Source organism: Devosia rhizoryzae (assembly GCF_016698665.1).
GTDB lineage: Bacteria > Pseudomonadota > Alphaproteobacteria > Rhizobiales > Devosiaceae > Devosia > Devosia rhizoryzae.
In genome coordinates this window covers 2,306,919-2,326,467 of the sequence record NZ_CP068046.1, presented here as the reverse complement: position 1 = coordinate 2,326,467, position 19,549 = coordinate 2,306,919, and the positions used below count along the sequence as shown (strand labels likewise).

Genomic DNA, 19,549 nt, shown 5'->3' with positions numbered 1-19,549 from the left:
GATCAGTATGCGCAACGCGGCCTCAGTCGTAGCGGCGCCAGACGACGCGGTTCACGTAGTCGGTGTAGCTATGGATGATCCGTACGACCTTTTCCGACACGTTTGGCATCGAATAGTCTGCGACGAGGCGCAGGCCGCGCTCGGCGCCGCGGGGCTGGGTCGCGAGGATTTCGAGCCCCTGCCGCACGCGGTCTTCCGACAGCCCGACCATCATGACGGCGGCTTCCTCCATGCCTTCCGGACGTTCGTGCGCCTCGCGCAGGTTGAGGGCGGGGAAGTTGAGGATCGAGGATTCCTCGTTGATCGTCCCGCTGTCCGACAGCACGGCACGGGCCGACTTCTGCAGCCGGACATAATCGTGGAAGCCGAGCGGCTTCAATAGCCGCACGAGGTCGTGGAACGTCGACCCGGTCGCCTCCACGCGCTTCATCGTGCGCGGGTGGGTGGAGACGATGACGGGCAGGCCGTGATCCTCAGCCACGCGGTTCAAGATGGCGACGAGTCGGCCGAAATTGCGAGCGGAGTCGATGTTCTCCTCGCGATGCGCGCTAACGACGAAATAGCCGTTCTCCTCCAGCCCAAGCCGCTGGAGCGCGTCGGAAGCGTCGATGCGCTGCGCATAGTGGGTCAGCACCTCGAACATCGGGCTGCCGGTCTTGATGACCATGTCCGGCGGCAAGCCCTCGCGCAGCAGATATTCGCGGGCGATCGAACTGTAGGTCAGGTTGATGTCGGCCGTGTGGTCGACGATCCGCCGGTTGATCTCTTCGGGCACGCGCTGGTCGTAGCAGCGATTGCCCGCCTCCATGTGGAACACGGGCACCTTGCGCCGCTTGGCCGGAATGACCGAGAGGCACGAATTGGTGTCGCCGAGCACTAGCATCGCCTCGGGCTTTTCCTCGGCCAGCACCTTGTCGGCGGCGCCGATGATGTTGCCGATCGTCTCGGCCGCGCCGGCGCCTGCGGCATTGAGGAAATGGTCGGGCTTCTTGACGCCTAGATCGTCGAAGAAGACCTGGTTAAGCTCGTAGTCGTAGTTCTGCCCTGTATGGACCAGCACGTGGTCGCAATGCGCGTCGAGTTCGGCCATCACGCGCGACAGCCGGATAATCTCAGGGCGCGTGCCGACGACGGTCATGACCTTGAGCTTTTTCACGGCTTCACCTTAGCTGCGATCGTATCGGGCCGCCCGCGATCGAAAATCTCGTTCGCCCACAGTATGACGACGAGTTCGTCGTCGCCGATATTGGTCACGTTATGCGCCCAGCCCGGAATGGTCTCGACGATGGTAGCCTCGCCGCCGCGGGTGACGAGTTCGAACGTCTCGCCGGTGACGATCTGACGGAATCCGAAGCTGGCCGTTCCCTTGATGACGAGAAACTTCTCCGTCTTCGAATGGTGGTAGTGCTCGCCGCGCGTGATCCCCGGATGCGCGGTGAAATAGGAGAACTGCCCGCTGTCGCGCGTCTTCAGCATCTCCACGAAACTGCCGCGCGGATCGCTGTGGACCGGCACCGTGTAGGTGAAGGCGGCAGGTTCGAGGAAGCTCAGATAGGTCGCATGGAGAGCGCGGACGAGGCCGGTGCCGACGGGCGGCGTCGTCAGGTTCTCCCGGCTCTCCGGAAAGGACCGGATCAGGTCGGCGATCGCGCCGACCGTCGTGTCGTAGACCGGTTCGACTTCTGCAATTCCGCCGGGGACCTCGGGATCGCGGGCGAGAGCCAGGAACGTCTCGACGACGTCGTCGACATAGACGAGCCGTAGCGGTGCGGCGGGATCGTTGACGGTGATCGGCAGACCGCGCGCGACGTTGTGGCAGAAGGTGGCGACGGCCGAATTGTAGTTCGGGCGCGACCATTTGCCGAAAACATTGGGGAGCCGGAAGACATGGATCTTCGCGCCCGTGCCCGCACCATAGGCTTCGACGATCTCCTCGGCGCGCCGTTTGCTTGCCCCGTAGGGATTTTCGAGCGCAGCCTGCGTCGAAGAGGAGAGGACGAGGCGCGGCGACGTCGGAAGGGCTGCAAGCGCGTCGCACAGCTCTTCGGTGAAATCGGCATTGCCCGTTGCGAACTCGGCCGGGTCGCTAGGCCGGTTGACGCCGGCGAGATGGAAAACGAGGTCAACGCCGGCGAGCCGGTCGGAGAGCCCGCTGCGCGGTGTGTCGCGTGTGATCCGTACGATGTCGGCATGGCTCGCCTCGGCGAGACGGACCGCCAGATTGCGTCCGATAAAGCCGTCCGCGCCGGTGATCGCGATCGTCATGGCGTCAGTCCTCCGGACCGGCGGGCTCGCCGCTGACGGCGCGGCGCACATAGTCGACCTTCATCAGGAGCGCCTTCATGCCCTCGACGTCAAGGCGCTCGGTGTTGTGGGAGTTATAGTCTTCCGTGCGGTTGAGCCGCTTTTCGCCCTCTTCGACGAACTTGGAGTAGTTGAGGTCGCGCGCGTCTGCGGGAACGCGGAAATAGCCGCCCTCGTCGACGGCCGTCGCCAGCTCCTCGCGGCTGAGCAGCGCCTCGAACAGCTTTTCGCCGTGGCGCGTGCCGATCTCGCGGACAGGATGGTCGCTCTTTCCGAGCACCAACCTGACCGCCTCGGCCAGTACGGCGACGGTCGCCGCCGGCGCCTTCTGAACGAAGATGTCGCCGTTGCGCCCGTTTTGGAAGGCGTAGAGGACCAGTTCGACTGCGTCTTCCAGCGTCATCATGAAACGCGTCATCGCCGGGTCGGTCAGCGTAATCGGATCGCCGGCGGCGATCTGGTCGACGAAGAGCGGGATGACCGAGCCGCGCGAGGCCATGACGTTGCCGTAGCGCGTGCCGCAGATGACGGTGCGGGCGGGATCGAGATTGCGCGAGGCGGCGACCATGACCTTCTCCATTAAAGCCTTGGAGATGCCCATGGCGTTGATGGGGTAGACGGCCTTGTCCGTCGACAGGCACACGACGCGCTTCAGGCCCGAGGCGATCGCGGCTTCCAGCACGTTCTCCGTGCCGAGCACATTGGTGCGCACGGCCTCCATCGGATGGAACTCGCAGGACGGCACCTGCTTGAGCGCGGCGGCATGGAAGCAATAGTCGACGCCGCGCATGGCGCGCTCGACGCTGTGGCGGTCGCGCACGTCGCCGAGGTAGAATTTGAGCTTCGCATTGTCGAAATGCTTGCGCATGTCGTCCTGCTTCTTCTCGTCACGGCTGAATACCCGGATTTCCGCGATGTCCGTGTCGAGGAACCGGCGCACGGTCGCGCGACCGAACGAGCCGGTCCCACCGGTGATCAGCAAAACTTTACCTGAGAACATGAAGCGACCTTCTTGCTGTTAGTGGCTACTACGCGGGGGCGCGGGAAGAATCAAGGTGCGCACGGCGTGTTCGCTGCGAAGAATGGCTTCCTTAAGAAACCGAAAAATTCTAGAAGCGGCTGGATTGGAGACTGACCCGCTTGAAATGTATTGCCCTTATCACCGCGCGCGGTGGCTCCAAGCGCCTGCCGGGCAAGAACGTCATGCCCTTTGCCGGCCGCCCACTCATTCACTGGAGCTGCGAGGCCGCAGGCGTCGCGAGCGCGGTGCGCCGCACAATCGTTTCTACCGACAGCGCCGAAATTGCCGCCGCTGCCCGGGTTGCTGGCGCAGAAGTGCCCTTTATGCGGCCTGCTGAGCTTTCAGGCGACACCTCCTCGCATTATGACGTAGTCGCCCATGCGCTCGACTGGATCGAAGCTGACGAGGGTGCGTTGCCGGACTTTCTGTGCCTGCTGCAGCCGACCTCGCCGTTACGTACTGGCGCTGACATCGACGGCACCGCAGCGCTGGTCACTGACCGAGGCGGCGACAGTGCGTTCTCCGTCTCGCCAGTCGCGATCCATCCAGAACTCATGTACCGGCTTGCCGATGACGGCAGCGCGCGCCATTTCCTACCGCCTGTCGGGGGTTATCGCCGCGGGCAGGACATGGAACCGCTCTTCCATGTCAACGGCGCAGTCTACGTGATCCGACCAAAGAGCTTTCGTGAGCGCCGCGCGGTCATGTCCCCGGACGCTTTTGGCTACGTAATGCCACCGCACCGCAGTGTTGACATCGACGACGAGACGGATTTCGTCTGGGCCGAGGCGCTAATGCTGCGATTTCAGTCCGCGCGGATCGCGCAGAGCATTCCTAATCTTGGACCGATGAAATGAAGCAACCTCTCCACCAGATCGCGACCGGCCGCGCCGGCTCGCTTTTCGAGTCCGATATTGCACAATCAGAAGACGCGCTGCGCGCAGCCATCACGGGAAAGCGCGTGCTGGCGATCGGCGGCGCGGGCTCGATCGGTTCATCCACAGTGTTGCAGATCGCGATGCGGCAGCCCGACACGCTCCACGTCGTCGACCAGAACGAGAACGGCCTTGCTGAGCTCGTGCGGCGATTACGCTCCCAGCCCGACATCTGGTCAGTTCGCGACTTCCAGACCCTGCCGCTCGACTACGGCTCGGCGGCAATGCGCCATCTTCTGGCGTCGCAGACTCCCTACGACCTCGTGCTGAACTTCGCCGCGCTGAAGCATGTGCGGTCTGAAAAGGACCCCTTTTCGACGCTGCAGATGTTCGACACGAACCTTCTGAAGCAGGAACGCTTTATGGGCTGGCTGGCTGGCACCGGCTTTGCCGGGCGCTTCTTCACCGTTTCGACCGACAAGGCGGCCAACCCCTCCTCGATGATGGGCGCGTCGAAGCGCGCGATGGAGCACGTTCTATTCAATTCCTCCGCGGCGGCAGCGCTGCCGGGCATCAAGACCTCAGCGCGCTTTGCAAACGTGGCATTTTCTAATGGGTCGCTGCTTCAGGGGTTTGAGAACCGTCTCGCCCGCATCGAGCCGTTGGCCGCGCCGCGCGACACCCGTCGCTACTTCGTCTCGCTGCAAGAGTCCGGCGAATTGTGCGTGCTTGCGGCCGCGCTGGCGCCGGACCACACCATCGTCATTCCCCGTCTCGATCCTGAAAAGCACCTCGTGACGTTACAAGAGATCGCCGAAAGTTTCCTGCGCCATCATGGCTATGAACCGGCGCACTACGCGGACGAGCGCGAAGCCTGCGCAGCCGCACGTATCGAGGCACAACGCGGTTTCTGGCCATTGATTCTGACGGTGCTCGATACATCAGGCGAAAAGCCGTACGAGGAATTCATGACGGACCGAGAGCGGTCGCGCGAGATGGGACTTCCAAACCTTCGCGTTGTTGACTATTTGGCAGCCGACCGTGTGGCAATCGAGGCAATGCTGCGCGAGACAGAAATGCTTGTGAATGACGTTTCGGCAGGTGTCTTGAGCAAGGATAGACTGAAGGCGTTGTTGGCGCTGGTCGAACCCGGCTTTTTGACAACGCATAAGGATGCCGCGGCGAACCTAGATCAGAGACTTTAGGGATGTCAGCGTTGGCGGGCACTCGAGGAATACACAACTGATCTCATTATCCTACTCCCTGCTATGGAGGAGAGAATTAGCAGGGTGTTGAAGGAGTCAGTTGACTGGCAAACAAAGCCTGAGTGATCGGCCTTATGGATGAAGAAATGGCCAACGAAAGCAGAGCTTAGCATCTTTGCTCAAACGCTTGGTGAACAACGTCCTTGTGGTGGGTGCTCGACGCAAGCGAGGCGTTCGACCGTTTCTGGCCATGAAAGTCGCATCCGGTTGCGTGCACCATTGTTCCTGGGAGGCTACATTGCGCCGGGAAAGCCAGTCAGTCTGATTAGCCCCTAGATTTGTAGACGCCTTCCTTCCTAATTTTGAGGCAAGGAGGCCTTTATGGGCAAAGCCAGTTTTACAGATGAGTTCAAGCGCGACGCGGTGCGTCAGATCACCGAGCGGGGCTATCCCGTGGCGGAGGTATCGCAGCGTCTTGGCGTGAGTGCGCATTCGCTTCACGGGTGGCGGAAGAAGTATGCCGGGGCGATCAACAAGGGCGATGAACAGTCCGAGGAGATCCGGCGGCTCAAGCGCGAACTGGTGCGGGTCACCGAGGAGCGCGACATCCCAAAAAAAGCGGCCGCGTACTTCGCCAAGGATGCAAAGTGAGGTACGCGTTTGTCGCCGAGCATCGCGAGCAGTTTTCGGTGCGCACCATGTGTCGGTGCCTGCGCATCCATCCCAGCGGCTTTTATGCGTGGCTCAAGAACCCATTGAGCAAACGGGCCCAGCAAGACATCCGCCAGACGCGGCTGATCGAGGAAGCCTGGAAGCAGAGCGGCAAGGTCTATGGCTACCGCAAGCTGCATGACGATCTGCTGGACCAGGGCGAGACCAGTTGTGCCAACCGTATTGCCCGATTAACTAGGCTGGCCGGGATCAAGGCCCAGATCGGCTACCGGCGCCGGCCTGGCAGCTATGGCGGCAAGCCATCGGTGGTGGTCGACAACACCCTGGCCCGGCAGTTCGACGTCGATGCGCCGGACACCGCCTGGGTGACCGATATCACTTATATCAAAACCATGGAGGGCTTTGCCTATCTTGCCGTGGTCATTGACCTGTTCTCGCGTCGTGTCATCGGTTGGTCACTGCAGAGCCGGCAGACCAGCGAGGTCGTTCTGCAGGCTCTTCACATGGCGGTCTGGCGCCGCAAGCCGCAGAACACGGTGCTGGTCCACTCTGACCAGGGCTCCCAGTTCACCAGCATGGACTGGGCCAGCTTCCTGCGGCACCACAATCTGGTTCACTCCATGAGCCGGCGCGGCAACTGCCACGACAACGCCGTGGTCGAAAGCTTCTTCAACTTGCTCAAGCGCGAGCGGATCAGGCGACGGACCTATCGAACTCGGGACGAAGCCAGGCAGGATGTGTTCGATTACATCGAGATGTTCTACAACCCGACCCGCAAGCACGTCCGCAACGGAATGCTATCGCCCGTCGAGTTCGAACGACGACACCAAACCTAACCCGAAGGTGTCTACAGAACGCGGGGCTATTCAATCTGTGCCGCAAGCATGGCGTAAGCAGCGCCAGCATTTACAAGTGGAAGGCTAAGTATGGCGGGATGGACGTCAGCGAGGCCAAAAGGCTGAAGGCCCTTGAGGACGAGAACACGCGCCTCAAGAAGCTGCTGGCCGACAGCATGCTCGACAATCCCGCCTTGAAAGATCTTCTAGGAAAAAATGGTAGCGCCCGCCGTGGAGCGGGAGGCTGTCGCTCATCTCCAGAGCAAGTATGGAATGAGCGAACGGCGGGCGTGCCGAGTGCTGGGGTGTTGCCGGATGACGATGCGCTACCAAGCGCTTCGCACCGATGATGTGGCGTTGCGCGAGCGGATGAAGGCTATCGCTCATGAGCGTCGCAGGTTCGGCTATCGACGGCTGCATGTGTTGCTCCGGCGGGAAGGCTATGAGGTCAACCACAAGCGGCTCTTCCGCATTTATCGCGAGGAGAAGCTGACAGTTCGTCGCCGCGGTGGCCGTAAACGTGCCATGGGCACCAGATCGCCCATACTGATATCGGTGGCGCCAAACGAGCGCTGGTCCCTCGACTTCGTCTCCGATCAGCTTACCGACGGCCGGCGCTTCCGGGTGCTGACCGTGGTTGATGACTGCACCCGCGAGTGCCTCGCCTTGGTGGTGGACACATCTCTGTCGGGGCTCAGGGTCGCCCGCGAACTGGAGACGCTCATCACTAGCCGTGGCCGGCCAAAGATGATCGTCAGCGATAATGGGACGGAGTTCACCTCCAACGCGATCCTGGGCTTTGCGGATCGCAACCACATTGACTGGCACTATATCGCGCCCGGCAAGCCTATGCAGAACGCCTTCATCGAAAGCTTCAATGGTCGGCTCAGGGACGAACTCCTGAACGAGACGCTCTTCCCCTCGCTCTCCTATGCCAGGGCTGCGGTTGCAGGCTGGCGCACGGACTACAACCTCAACCGACCTCACTCGCGGCTCAGTTGGATGACCCCAAACGAGTACACCAACACCTTCAACCCGCGCCGGGACCTACCGCTGCGCTCAATTGCAGGCTCCGCGGCAGCACCCGTCGCTCACCCCGGCCAGATCGGCCATGACAATCGCCAGAGTCTTCATCACGCTGGATAGAAGTTGGGGGCAACGTCACCAGCTAGATGCAGAGTGGTCAGCATTCCCATTACGAATGCTTCTTCGTCCGGTCTCCTTGGCCGCCGCCGCGGGCCGTGGAAAGGATGATGTTGATGTCCAGGAGTAGAGACTGAAGCCGGAGGTACTTTTCATCCCAAATGGCGAGCCGCTCTGGCTCGCTCATGTCAACTCCTTGAACCTGCGAGTATCCGCTGATGCCGGGCTTGACCTCCAGAACACCACGACGCGCACGCTCTGCTATAAGCACGGTTTGCGACGGCAAGCAGGGCCGTGGACCAATCAGGCTCACCTGATTCAATAGGATATTGAAGATCTGAGGTAGCTCATCCAGCTTTGATGACCTCAGGAAGCGGCCGATAGGGGTAACGGCGTTTTGGGGGGCATCATGCGTCCCTACGTTAGGCGTGCCCTGATGCATTGTCCGAAACTTATAGCAGGTGAACATTCTGCCTCCTCGCCCGACACGCACTTGAGCAAAGATTGCCGGTCCCTTGGACTGCAGGGCGATCGCTACCCACAAGGCGACGAGTAACCACCACAAGCAAACCAAAACTCCGACTGCAAATGTTAAGTCAATCACTCGTTTGCCGAGATGATAATAGGGGTTTCGCTGTTGCCCCTCGCTCACGATGCGATCGTCAGGGTCCTCGAACGACAATATACTTAGTACCTGGTCTGCTATCGTAGCCACACGAACCGTCGGCTTCAAGGCCGAGACGGCCATGAGAGCATGCAACCTCAGGCCAGGGGGGAGGTTGTTCAACGCTGAGAGTTTCCCGCTTAGTTCGCTGCTGATCACCGCGGGTAAAAAGAAATTGGTTACTGCAAGGCTTGGTATGCGTCCGAGTTTCTCGACTGCTTCGCGCTTAGTCCGAGCATACTTGGATTGGTTCTTCTCATCCAGCGCGTGTGTGCTGGAGACGTTTATCATTCGGCCCACCTGAGCGCTCTTAGCGGCTTCGGCCACCTGCATCGCCAAACCGACATTTATGCGTTCGAATTCGGAGAGGGGCGCATCCACATCATTGTTGAGAACGGCGAGATGAACAACGAGGTGGGCGCCTGTAGCTGATGATTGCAATTCCTCGTATGTGCAAGCTCTACGGCCCGGAAAAATGCTCCGCAACTTCGCGACGTTTCGGCCTACCACAATGACCAGCGCACCCCGTGACTCAAGGTGAGGCACTAGCTGTTGTCCCAATCTGCCGGTGGCTCCGGTAACCATTATTACTGGTTTTGCGTTTCGATCCGATGAATCCATTTAGTGCGACATCTCGCCCGCTTCGCGATCCGCTATGAGGCTGAAAAGAAGAGCGCGTGCTGCTTTCTCGTCCTCGATTGAAAGCGCTATGCGGAGTTCGTCAAGGCGAGGCCCTAACTTAACAGGTTGTGCTAGCTGTCCAACACCGCGCAGAATCTTCAAATGACGGGTGGGCACCGCGCTGCTTGAGTCATAGAACAGTTCCTCAAACATCTTTTCTCCGGGCCGCTTGCCGACGGCTACGATTTCAATGTCCCCCTTAGGGTTGTCTTCTGACCGCACGGTCAGGCCAGCTAGCCTCACCATATTCTCCGCTAATTCCGATATGAGGATCGGCTCACCCATATCGAGTAGGAACACATCTCCGCCTCCCGACAATGCGCCAGCTTGGACGATCAATTCAGCGGCCTCCTGAATCGACATGAAATAGCGCGTCATCGCTCGGTCGGTCAGGGTAAGCGGTCCACCCATCGCGATCTGCTTCTTGAACAGAGGAACGACAGAACCATTCGAACCAAGAACATTACCAAACCGTACGGCGCAGAAGCGCTGTTTCGACTGCTGCTCCACAGCCTGAGCAGCCTTTTCGCGCACGATTAGCTCAGCCCACCGTTTAGTCGCACCCATCACGTTGGTGGGGCGGACAGCCTTATCGGTTGAAATTAACACGAAGTCCTTCACCCCGTGCTCGAACGCCGCATCAGCGACAATTTTGGTGCCGAACACATTGTTATAAATGCCCTCTAATGCGTTGGCCTCCACCAAGGGAACATGCTTATGGGCCGCCGCGTGAAAAACGACCTGAACGCCATGCTCCTTGATAGCACCAATAACCCGCTGCGCATTGGTGACTGAGCCAAGCACCGGTACTGCCGAGACGTCCTTTGCCGCCGCTAGCTCCATCTCGATATTGTAGAGGGCGAACTCGTTCGCCTCGAAAAGCACCAGCTTTTGCGGTCGCCACTGTGCGATCTTTCTGCACAACTCGGATCCAATCGAACCACCTGCGCCCGTCACCATGATGATTCGCCCGACGATCATCTCGCGGATGAGATCGGGATCGGGCGGTATAGAAGATCTCCCCAGGAGTTCGTCTATCTCGATTTCACGGATTTGGCTGACGAGATATTTTCCGGTGACGAGATCCGTTATGGCAGGCAAGGACTCGACTTTTACGCCGTGGTGGCTGACTTCGTGAACGATTTCTTTTCTACGCGTTAGGGAAAGGGAGGGAATTGACAAGATCACTTGCTTGACGCCGAAATCGCGCACGAGACTTGGTAGGTGTGAAGGCGCGAACACCTTGATTCCGACCACTTCGCGGCGATGCAAGGTCTGATCATCATCAAGGAACCCGGCGATAAAATGACTGTTCCTCAGGGAGCTTGCCAGCTGGCTTCCCGCCTCTCCCGCGCCATAAATAACGACCACAGGACGCTGGAGCAGAGCTTTTCGGCTGGACGGCCAAAAGAGCCATTTGGCGGCAAGGCGACTACCCGTAATGCCCAGCGTTCCAAAAGCCCAATAGACGATCGGAACAGACCGTGGAACAAATCCACGGCCAGTCATTGCCGTGAGAAATGCCAGCAGCACCCATAGAATAGCGGCTAAAGCCATTGCCTGCACGATTGTCCAGATCGCGCGCTCCGGGAGATACCGCACCACGGCACGGTAGAGGCCCATGCGCACGAAAACTGGAACAGCGACTAGTGGGGCCGAGAAGACGATCGCCCACTCATCGATGGAATTCGGCAGCTCCCAACGATCATACCTGAGCGAGAAGGCGGCCCAAAGAACAAACGCCAAGGCAGCGAAGTCAAAACCGACGAGGATGACTCGTTTCCACGTGCGCGGCAGGGACAGGACACGCTTGCGTAAGGCAGAGAGCATAGGGACCAGCCAGAAATCAGCGATGGAACGGTGCAGTTGCCGTTCCACGAAACGCTTTGACGGTCAAGTATGGTCAAGTGAACTTATGCATCAATCCGTTCCGAATATGGAAGGCCTACGTCCGCTGCCTGTGCGTACAAACCGACTTTAATGAATGTCGAAAAGCTGGTGATAAGTCTCATCATTATGTTAAATGCTGTGTTAGGGTCACACGATTGGATCCACGTCGGCTCTGTGAGATAGCCAGGTAGACGCAACATGGCGATGACACGGTTCATGAGCCGGGCCATAATTGGCAGCTTTCCTATTTATTGGCAGCTTTCCTATTCAATTTTGAATCTGACCATAGCGTGTTCCTGAACTGACTCTATCTGCTCCCGCTTCTTGCAAGTTCCGGTCTAGCGGGACCCGTCGGGGTCGCAGCCAGCTAGGATCAATTACGAACCCACTGCGGCGGGCAGACTTATAGCATTGGTCAGAATCCCCGCCGGTCGGGAGTGACGGTGTGGCGGTATCGAGGGCGGGCGGCGCCGACGACGAGTTCGGGACGCTGCGGGCGCTGGTGTACCATATGTCTAAGCGTTCCGGCCTCACTGTTGGCAATCGTGCTCGTTTTGGCCGGGACTTCCTCAGAACCGATCAGCCAGTGTGTAGACACCCGGATCGCTGGAAGTAGTTCTTTGTGGAGGGCCGATCGGCGATACTCCTCGAGTGGCGGGCACCCCGGGTAAGGGCTTGCGTGTCGCGCGAGCTTGAATAAGGTACGCGAAGGGTGACCGGAACATGGCGGGCGTTTCTTGGGAACGTGCGCAAGAGGGGGACTAACGAACTTGCCGCCCCTCGCTCGGGGATGTGCGCGGACTGCCGCACTTTCGGCCATTTTGCTCGAACATGTGCACGAGTGAATAGAAAGAAGCACAGCTTCGCCCACGCGACGTGCCATGCCAACGAAAGGCGGGTGGTGGCCCTTATTAGGACTAGAGAGGCTAAGGCTAGCCGATTGTTAGCGTAGGACTTCTCACCATGCATTTGCGGAGACCCTTGTGGAAAACCAGGTAGACGGCGAGATTCGCCTCCTCGATATCGCTGTTGTAGTTGCCGAAAACTGGCTGCTGTTAATCCTCGTTCCACTGCTCGCTGGTGTAATTAGCTTCGGGGTCATCTCTACAACTACCCCGAGAGTTTATGAGACCGAAGCGCTGCTTGCCATTGATGAACGCGAAGCGGCCTTGGTGCGGGCCGCTCCTGTGCTCGACAAGGCAATAGCTGACAGCTCCTCCTTCGCTGGCTATACTGGTTCGTTGAGCGAGGCGCGTCGGGAGTTGCTGCAGAACAGCCTTACAGTCTCTAAAGAGGCCGATTCGGAGTTCTACCGTCTTCGTGTGCGCGGCTACGATCCGCTCAATGCCGAGGAGCTGCTCGGTGCTATCATAGACGCTTTGATTTCGAACTCTGTCCCCGACTCGGTTCAACTCGATCGTATCAATCGGGAGATCGAACAAGCTTCGGCGTCTCTGGAAGAGCTGGAGACTGGTCTTGCCAAGGTTAATTCAATTCTAGCAAATACAGATGAGGTTATAGGGATCAGTAACGGGGAACTCGGGGCTTCCATTGTCGCGATCGTTTCCAGTATTGAGCATCGCCGCGCTGAACTCTTCCGTCTTGAGCTGGCAATCAATGGAACTGTGCAGCCTGAGGATGTAGTACAACCACCGACCGAACCGGTCGCCACTTCGCGAGGTCTTTTATTGCCGGTACTTGCAGTGGTTCTCGGCGTTGGATTTTTCTTGCTGATCCTTGCATTCCTCCGGGAGGGCCTTCGGAAGGCGAGCGCCGACCCTGCACAAGTTGCCAAGGTGAACCGCATTCGCAGCGCTTTCTGGCTAAAACCGCTCGCGGAATAGTATCTGTCCATACCTTCAAGGACGCTTTGGAAAATATTGCTCCATATGCGCGGCGTGCGCCCGATGGTCTAGTTAAATCGATGCCGAGAATGCGGCTTACCGGTAGTTGCTGGCATTTACGGAGGTTTAGAACCAGTATCCAACCAGTGGCCGCCGCCGCTGCGCCGCAGAGCGGCGCGTCTCCTGGACCGGCGGTTTCGGTAGCAGGTAAGAACAAAAGGAAACTTAGTTGCCTGCGCGTGCCGCTGTTGCGCTCCATAACGCTTAAGCATCATACCAGCATCCAAGTGCCGAAAGGACAACAAAACGATGCTGAAGGAAATTGACCCAGCAACGGCCTGAAAGAGTTAAGGAATGATCGATAACGCCTGTGAGCGAAACGGCATTTTCATCTCGCTCATAGGGTCCCAGAGGCAACCATTTGTAGCAACAGACCGCGCCAAGCTGCAGAGGCGGGATGGGGCGCGACAAAGTTCGGTGATCAATGGCGATGATGCACAGCCAAAGCTTCGGCCACACCTTGGTGCGGTAGTATGAGGCACTTGCCCAAGCCGTGACGATGAACTAAGTTCACCGGACTAAGTACACAGGTATTAGATGCGGACCGTCAATATCCACGAGGCCAAAACTCATTTATCCCGCTTGATCGAACAGGCCGCCAAGGGTGAGCCATTCGTCATTGCGAAGGCAGGCAAGCCGATGGTCAAGGTTGTTCCGCTTGACCACCCATCTGCTGACAGGCAGCGGCGCATCGGCTTCATGAAGGACAAGTTCAGCGTACCTGAGGATTTCGATCAAATGGGAGCAGCGGAGATCGATCTGCTGTTCGGCTCCCGGGAATGAAGATACTGCTCGACACCCATCTTCTTCTCTGGGCGGCAGGTGATCCGGATCGCTTGCCTGCTGCAACGCGCATGGTACTCGAAGATGACGGCATCACCCCGGTCTTCAGCGCCGCCAGCATCTGGGAGGTTGCGATCAAGCGCGGCCTGGGCCGTGAAGATTTCCGGGTTGAGCCGCGATTGTTGCGGCGTGGGCTGCTGGAGAACGGCTATGTCGAGTTGGGGATTGCCAGCGAACATGCAGCCGCGGTCATGGATCTTCCCCCGATCCACAAGGATCCATTTGACCGTATGCTGATTGCACAGGCCATGGTTTCCGGCATCGAATTGATGACGGCAGATGCCATCGTTGCTCGTTACCCTGGTCCTGTTCGCCTTGTTTGATGAGCGCTGACGCTGCTGCCGGGACCCTGAAGCCTTTCCCGTTTGATCCTGGAAACTGCGCATAGCGCACCGGGAAACACCTCAGAAGCTCGGGATGATCGATAACGCTGCTGAGCGAATCTCAGCCACGCTGATGTCGCCGACAGGATCCTGAGCGAACATTTTTCGCGAACTGCCACGTAAGGCTGGAGGGCGGAATCGCACGCGTTTGCACCCTGTTCGACCGGTACTGACGTTGACTGCCTTGCTCCCGCTCCATGAGGGATGGAGCTAATGACACTGCGCTCGGCGTTTGCTGGTCCTTCTAAAAAAGCCCCAGCCTGTGCATGGCTGAGGCTTTCTGACTACGGTGCGCGCACACGGTACTTATCGCGCCTGACTAACTTGCCGAAAGCCACTGAACGCGAGGTTAATTACCCACGAAGGACATGAGTTCAGGTTAGGTCACGGCCGACTCGGCCCGGAGTTCAAGCCGGGTCCTCACGATCTTATTCAAATGGGCCACGTCCTCGCGCTCCTCCGGGGGGAGGTGCTCAACGACTTCTTCGAGCACAGCCGCTGCCTGGTGAGCCTGGTCATATGTAACCGGCTTAGCATCCGGCGCAGTTCGGCCACGTCGCTGCAAGTCCCACGTGCGTATCAGCATCCGCTCCGCGTCAGCCATCTCGTGAGCGACCTCAGGTGGCATGTTCTTGATAATCGACATTCAGCACCTCATAGATCGGCCACGTTTCTGCGTGCCAGCCATACGGGTTACCACGGTCCAGCTGACACGAAGCTGACCTCGCTCTTGGGAATGTCTCAACCACACGTCACCGGAGGCCCCTATTGCTTATGAACGCAACTTTGACTGCCACTTTGCGGCAACAAAAATTTTGGTCGGGGGGCGGCTGACACTTCTCACTCAGGAAGCTCGCGGAGCATGCCCGATGTTTCCACCATCTCGATACGATTTGTCGTGAGCTTGCCGATTTCTTATAAGGGCCCCAGTCTCCATCGGCCCGAGATCATGTCGCGATTGCCACCCTTGTCGAGCATCGCCGTATTTAACGCCCTGCGTTCGCGCTATATTGCAGCGCGGCTGCATATTAGAGGCAGGCCTGGTGATGGATGCCGCCCGATGTTCGCCTACGCCAGCTGGTGGCGAGCCATGTTCTGCCACGCCCGGATTTGCTTCGCCTTCCGCTGTGGTCGCAAGCGGTGATCGCAGAACACTCGAGCGACCCCCTGTCGAGCATGGTCCAGGTCTGAGGTGGCAAAGCGGGCGTATCGTGAAAGGGGCTGCTGCAAGACCAGCCGACCCGATTCAAACCTTTCGGCACAGAGGCAGTCATCCTAAGAGCGGACTTCTTTGAGCTCGGATGTCACCCGCAGAGGTCGGGACAGCATAGCTGAACTACGTGTCGATCAGGGTCTTGAGGGCATGGGTCCAGCTTAGCTGCCAAACTAAGCATCGTGATCCGCATCGCGGACGAAGAGCTCTGGAACCCAGCTTGGTGCAAGTTGATGGAGCTGGTGGCTTAGCGTCACAACTTCATTCCGCGGCGCTCAAACAGCGTCTTGAACAACGGGTAGCAGGTGCCGGCCAAAACGGCGCCGCAGATCATCCAGCCAAGCAAGCCGCTGATGACCTCTTCGTAAATGAGACCGACGGCAATGCAGCCGACAAGCGCTAGTGCGATCTTCCAGATCATGTCTTTGGTCGTGAAAACCGATAGGCGGTTGGTCAGTCGACTATTCCAGTTCGTCCTGTCCACCAATGCTAGACGATGTGCTCTCCAACCGCTTGAGCAAGTTCACGATCTCTCGCTCACCTGTAAGGGCGTCGCGGACATGCTTCGCCAAGTCGTCTCTCAGATGTGGTGGGTCGGTAAAGAACGTTGAGCTGGAAAACAGACCAAGTTCGTATTCGAGGCGATCAACATGCGCTTCATGCCTCTGGAGCATGTGGTCTTTGGTGGGCATATGAATTCTGACTACTACGAAGGACCCAGCAGCTCATAGGAGCGAATTTACCTATCCAGCAAGGCCGTTCGAGCGCCTTCTGCTGCTCTGCGGATAAAAGCGGCGCGACGTTCGTCTTCGTCGGCGGCCCACATAGGATGGACTGCCTGTTCCTTGATGATCGGATACATTGTGGATTGCGTGTTTCGAAGCTGCAAGCTGGTCATGGTTGAGCGGTTCTCGTGCTTGAACCGTGCCCGGCTGTGGTTACCATCTCGTTATCGAGCTGATCACTTCTTAACATGGTCAGGGTAATGAATGGGTCACGTTCGGCAGCATAAGGATTGCGGAAGAGCGATAATAATCAGCATCCAAATGATCTGCCGTCGCCGTATCTTCCGCGCCTGAATGTTCATGCCATTGTCTCCTGGCGCACGCTGCTCACGTTTGAAACAGGTGCGACTGCAGTTACTTCGCCATTGGTCAGCAGTTAAGGTTACCCATGGCAGTGCAGGTCACTAAGCCGCGGCTGACCAACCTTGCGGTAGCCTAGCTCAATTGGGGCTGCATCATCGCAAGCGTAGTCGTTGGTCCGACCGGGTAATCGAACCTTCGCGTGGAGCGTGTCACCGACGGAACGCGTTAAGTGCTGAGCCGAGAAAGGCCGCACATGATCGACTGGTCGCCGGATCCTTACATCGTTCTGTTGACCGGGGCAGGCGTCCTCATTGCCTTGGTTGCCTGGTTGCCGCTTGCCCTCAGGCGACTACCCATCTCCTTGCCGATCGTCTGCATCGCTATTGGCGGGCTCCTCTTCGGCACGCGGTACACCGGCATTGATCCGTCACCCAGTGCTCATCCGTATGTCACCGAGCGACTAACCGAATTCGTCGTCATCATCGCTCTGATGGGTGCGGGCCTCAAGATCGACCGCGTCTTCTCCTTCAAGTATTGGGGCATGGCGTGGCGGCTACTGCTGGTGACGATGCCGCTGAGTATCGTTGCCATCATTTGTGTGGCTCACTGGGTTCTTGGCTTTGGTGCCGTGGCGGCGCTGCTTCTTGCTGCCAGCCTCGCCCCGACCGATCCCGTGCTCGCTGCCGATGTCCAGGTGGGTGGACCAACAGAGGGTGGTGAGGACACGGTTCGTTTTGCCCTGACATCGGAAGCAGGCTTAAACGATGGCTTTGCCTTTCCATTCGTTCACTTGGCAATTGCCATCAGCCTTGCTTCAACCACGGGGCAGGACTGGTTTCTTGAATGGATCACTTACAATGTCATCTGGGAGATCGTCGCCGGCATAGGTTGCGGCTGGCTCATTGGTCGGTTGTTTGGTTGGCTGACGTTCAAGATGCCCGGTGATACTTTGGCGAAAACCGGTGATGGTCTAATCGCCATAGCTGCGACCTTCATCTCCTATGGCGTTTCAGAGCTGGTCCACTGCTACGGGTTCTTCGCCGTTTTCGTCACCGCCATCACCTTGCGGAGTGCCCACCGCAATCACGAGTTCCAGCGTGACATGCACGACATCACCGAACAGGTGGAACGCATCGCCATGATGGTTCTGCTTATCGCGTTCGGTGGTTCCCTGATTACCGGTCTGCCCGCGCCGATTGGATGGGCGGAAATCCTGGCGGCTGTGCTGATCCTCTTCGTCGTGCGACCGATCACCGGCCTTATTGGCATGATCGGCGCTCCGGCTACACGAAGCGAAAAGCTCACCATCGCCTTTTTCGGCATCCGCGGCGTCGGATCATTTTATTATCTCGCCTATGGCCTGAATCACGGTCAGTTCGACAATGCCGATCAACTGTGGACGATCTTGTCCCTTGTCGTGATCATGTCGGTGGTCATGCATGGGCTAACGGTTACCCCCGTGATGCGTTGGCTCGACCGCGCCCAAGGAAGAAATCCGGACAAGGACGGTGTGCCGCCGCCGGGGCTCCAGGGTCCGGCAGATACCTAAGGTCTCGATGCAAGGCTCAGCCTCAGCATCATGCTTGCTCGGCCAAGAGGCTGCTAATTGGCTTGATAGTTGTAAGCGGACTTTTGCATCACCATGGCGTTGAGCGAAGGCGCTTGCCAGCTCCCTAAAAATCGAATCTATTGAAACCGGTTTCAGGAGCGCGAAATGGACTTCCAGGCAGAAAAGAAACTGGTGACTTCGGCCTATGCGGCAATAGGCAAGGCAACGGCTTCTTCGATCGAAAGCGTGCTGCGCGACTATGTCAGCGATGACTGGTCATGGCGCGGCATGCACCCGTTCCATGAGCAGAGCGGGGCCACGGCGGTCGCCGAGACGTTCTGGATTCCGTTTCTCTCCGCGATGACCCATGTGCAGCGGCGACAGGACATCTTCTTTGCCGGGCGCAACCAGATTGATGGTTTTCAGTCTGTCTGGACTGTGTCGATGGGTCACCTGATGGCGCTGTTCGACCAGCCGTTCCTCGGCATTCCGCCGACCAACAAGATCGTCATGCTGCGCTATGCGGAGTTCAACCGCGTCGAGAATGGCCAGATACAGGAGACCGCATTCTTCTGCGATCTGTTGCACCTGATGCACCAGGCAGGGCTGCGGCCGCTACCGCCGCAAACCGGCGCGCATCTGGTGCAGCCGGGTCCAGCGACCCATGATGGCCTGCAGTTCGGCTCGGTTCCGGAGACCGAAGGCGCAGCGACGCTGGCGCTGATCAACCGCATGATCGGCGACATCGCGGCCAATTCCAATACGCCTGAGCTAGCGGCGCCGCGGGATGCAACGCCGCAAGAGGAGCTGGCGCGCTGTTGGCACGACGACATGATCTGGTGGGGGCCGGACGGGATCGGCGCCACCTATACGATCGACCGCTATATCGAACAGCACCAGCGCCCGTTCCGCCAGAACTTGGCAAACCGCACCTTCAACGGCCACATTGCCAAACTTGCCGAAGGCAATTACGGCGGCTTTTTCGGCTGGCCCAATCTCACGCTGACGCCGACCGGCGGTTATCTCGGCCTGCCGGCCAACGGCCTTTCGACTGCCGACATGCGCGTGGTCGATATTTACCGGCGCGATGGCGACAAGCTCCGGGAGAACTGGATCTTCATCGACATCCTACATTTCCTCAACATGCAGGGGCTCGACATTCTCGGGCGCGAGACGTCCATGCGGCCTTCCCGGACCTTGTAACCGGTTTCACAATTTGCTTGCGCGATGCAAGTCGTTTCGCCTAGCCTTTTGAAACCGGTTTCAAGATGGGTTGGG

Annotated in this window: 15 protein-coding genes; 9 read left to right on the top strand and 6 right to left on the bottom strand. The window is 58.6% G+C overall.

Going from position 1 to position 19,549, the window contains the following annotated elements; all coding sequences use genetic code 11:
• Positions 1-22: 22 nt before the first annotated feature.
• The 3 genes from wecB to JI748_RS11445 are packed head-to-tail and all read right to left on the bottom strand — an operon-like array spanning position 23 to position 3,304.
• Positions 23-1,156 carry a non-hydrolyzing UDP-N-acetylglucosamine 2-epimerase gene (gene wecB / locus JI748_RS11455; protein ID WP_201630692.1) on the bottom strand — a complete coding sequence of 378 codons (1,134 nt, stop codon included), beginning with the start codon at positions 1,154-1,156 and terminating at the stop codon, positions 23-25.
• Entirely contained in the window at positions 1,153-2,265 is a 1,113-nt protein-coding gene (gene wbjC / locus JI748_RS11450) for a UDP-2-acetamido-2,6-beta-L-arabino-hexul-4-ose reductase (protein ID WP_201630690.1), read from the bottom strand. The genes wecB and wbjC overlap by 4 nt, the downstream gene beginning before the upstream one ends.
• 4 nt (positions 2,266-2,269) lie before the next feature.
• Positions 2,270-3,304, bottom strand: coding sequence for an SDR family NAD(P)-dependent oxidoreductase (locus tag JI748_RS11445; RefSeq protein WP_201630688.1), 1,035 nt, complete (start codon positions 3,302-3,304; stop codon positions 2,270-2,272).
• A gap of 140 nt (positions 3,305-3,444) precedes the next feature.
• On the opposite strand from JI748_RS11445, the gene JI748_RS11440 reads away from it, so the two are divergent.
• The 4 genes from JI748_RS11440 (at position 3,445) to JI748_RS11425 (ending at position 8,059) form a co-directional block, all read left to right on the top strand.
• On the top strand, positions 3,445-4,182 hold the full coding sequence (locus JI748_RS11440) for an acylneuraminate cytidylyltransferase family protein (RefSeq protein ID WP_201630679.1): 738 nt from the start codon (positions 3,445-3,447) through the stop codon (positions 4,180-4,182).
• Entirely contained in the window at positions 4,179-5,405 is a 1,227-nt protein-coding gene (locus tag JI748_RS11435) for a polysaccharide biosynthesis protein (protein WP_201630677.1), read from the top strand. Before JI748_RS11440 ends, JI748_RS11435 begins: the two co-directional genes overlap by 4 nt.
• 381 nt (positions 5,406-5,786) lie before the next feature.
• Positions 5,787-6,913 (top strand): IS3 family transposase gene (locus JI748_RS11430; protein WP_201630675.1). Its coding sequence is split into 2 segments (ribosomal slippage): positions 5,787-6,015 and positions 6,015-6,913, totalling 1,128 coding nucleotides; the frame shifts between segments, so codons are not numbered across the junction.
• Positions 6,877-8,059 (top strand): IS3 family transposase gene (locus JI748_RS11425; RefSeq protein ID WP_407644952.1). Its coding sequence is split into 2 segments (ribosomal slippage): positions 6,877-7,124 and positions 7,123-8,059, totalling 1,185 coding nucleotides; the frame shifts between segments, so codons are not numbered across the junction. Before JI748_RS11430 ends, JI748_RS11425 begins: the two co-directional genes overlap by 37 nt.
• 49 nt (positions 8,060-8,108) lie before the next feature.
• On the opposite strand, the gene JI748_RS11420 is transcribed toward JI748_RS11425, so the two are convergent.
• Together JI748_RS11420 and JI748_RS11415 are read right to left on the bottom strand one after the other, a co-directional pair.
• Positions 8,109-9,305: a hybrid nucleoside-diphosphate sugar epimerase/sugar transferase gene (locus JI748_RS11420; RefSeq protein WP_201630673.1), complete on the bottom strand. Its 1,197-nt coding sequence runs from the start codon at positions 9,303-9,305 to the stop codon at positions 8,109-8,111.
• Positions 9,306-9,341: 36 nt separating this feature from the next.
• Positions 9,342-11,279, bottom strand: a complete 1,938-nt coding sequence (locus JI748_RS11415; RefSeq protein ID WP_325166871.1) for a polysaccharide biosynthesis protein — start codon at positions 11,277-11,279, stop codon at positions 9,342-9,344.
• A gap of 995 nt (positions 11,280-12,274) precedes the next feature.
• On the opposite strand from JI748_RS11415, the gene JI748_RS11410 reads away from it, so the two are divergent.
• The 3 genes from JI748_RS11410 to JI748_RS11400 all read left to right on the top strand — a co-directional run bounded on the left by JI748_RS11410 (position 12,275) and on the right by JI748_RS11400 (position 14,361).
• Complete coding sequence (locus tag JI748_RS11410) at positions 12,275-13,135, top strand: GumC domain-containing protein (protein WP_201630671.1); 861 nt, start codon at positions 12,275-12,277, stop codon at positions 13,133-13,135.
• 597 nt (positions 13,136-13,732) lie between these two features.
• On the top strand, positions 13,733-13,978 hold the full coding sequence (locus JI748_RS11405; RefSeq protein WP_201630669.1) for a type II toxin-antitoxin system Phd/YefM family antitoxin: 246 nt from the start codon (positions 13,733-13,735) through the stop codon (positions 13,976-13,978).
• Complete coding sequence (locus JI748_RS11400) at positions 13,975-14,361, top strand: type II toxin-antitoxin system VapC family toxin (RefSeq protein WP_201630667.1); 387 nt, start codon at positions 13,975-13,977, stop codon at positions 14,359-14,361. The genes JI748_RS11405 and JI748_RS11400 overlap by 4 nt, the downstream gene beginning before the upstream one ends.
• 1,526 nt (positions 14,362-15,887) lie before the next feature.
• On the opposite strand, the gene JI748_RS11395 is transcribed toward JI748_RS11400, so the two are convergent.
• Positions 15,888-16,055: a hypothetical protein gene (locus JI748_RS11395; protein WP_201630665.1), complete on the bottom strand. Its 168-nt coding sequence runs from the start codon at positions 16,053-16,055 to the stop codon at positions 15,888-15,890.
• A gap of 920 nt (positions 16,056-16,975) precedes the next feature.
• Here JI748_RS11395 and JI748_RS11390 point away from each other — a divergent pair.
• Both JI748_RS11390 and JI748_RS11385 read left to right on the top strand, forming a co-directional pair.
• The gene (locus JI748_RS11390) at positions 16,976-18,271 is read left to right on the top strand and encodes a cation:proton antiporter (RefSeq protein WP_201630663.1); all 1,296 of its coding nucleotides are present in this window, start codon (positions 16,976-16,978) and stop codon (positions 18,269-18,271) included.
• A gap of 165 nt (positions 18,272-18,436) precedes the next feature.
• Positions 18,437-19,474, top strand: a complete 1,038-nt coding sequence (locus JI748_RS11385; protein WP_201630661.1) for a nuclear transport factor 2 family protein — start codon at positions 18,437-18,439, stop codon at positions 19,472-19,474.
• Positions 19,475-19,549 lie beyond the last annotated feature (75 nt).

Excerpts from the sequence above, each read along its gene's own strand:
- wbjC (WP_201630690.1), bottom strand. The coding sequence starts at position 2,265 with ATGACGATCGCGATCACCGGCGCGGACGGCTTTATCGGACGCAATCTG.
- JI748_RS11445 (WP_201630688.1), bottom strand. The coding sequence starts at position 3,304 with ATGTTCTCAGGTAAAGTTTTGCTGATCACCGGTGGGACCGGCTCGTTC.
- JI748_RS11435 (WP_201630677.1), top strand. The coding sequence starts at position 4,179 with ATGAAGCAACCTCTCCACCAGATCGCGACCGGCCGCGCCGGCTCGCTT.
- JI748_RS11420 (WP_201630673.1), bottom strand. The coding sequence starts at position 9,305 with ATGGTTACCGGAGCCACCGGCAGATTGGGACAACAGCTAGTGCCTCAC.
- JI748_RS11405 (WP_201630669.1), top strand. The coding sequence starts at position 13,733 with ATGCGGACCGTCAATATCCACGAGGCCAAAACTCATTTATCCCGCTTG.
- JI748_RS11400 (WP_201630667.1), top strand. The coding sequence starts at position 13,975 with ATGAAGATACTGCTCGACACCCATCTTCTTCTCTGGGCGGCAGGTGAT.
- JI748_RS11395 (WP_201630665.1), bottom strand. The coding sequence starts at position 16,055 with ATGATCTGGAAGATCGCACTAGCGCTTGTCGGCTGCATTGCCGTCGGT.
- JI748_RS11390 (WP_201630663.1), top strand. The coding sequence starts at position 16,976 with ATGATCGACTGGTCGCCGGATCCTTACATCGTTCTGTTGACCGGGGCA.
- JI748_RS11385 (WP_201630661.1), top strand. The coding sequence starts at position 18,437 with ATGGACTTCCAGGCAGAAAAGAAACTGGTGACTTCGGCCTATGCGGCA.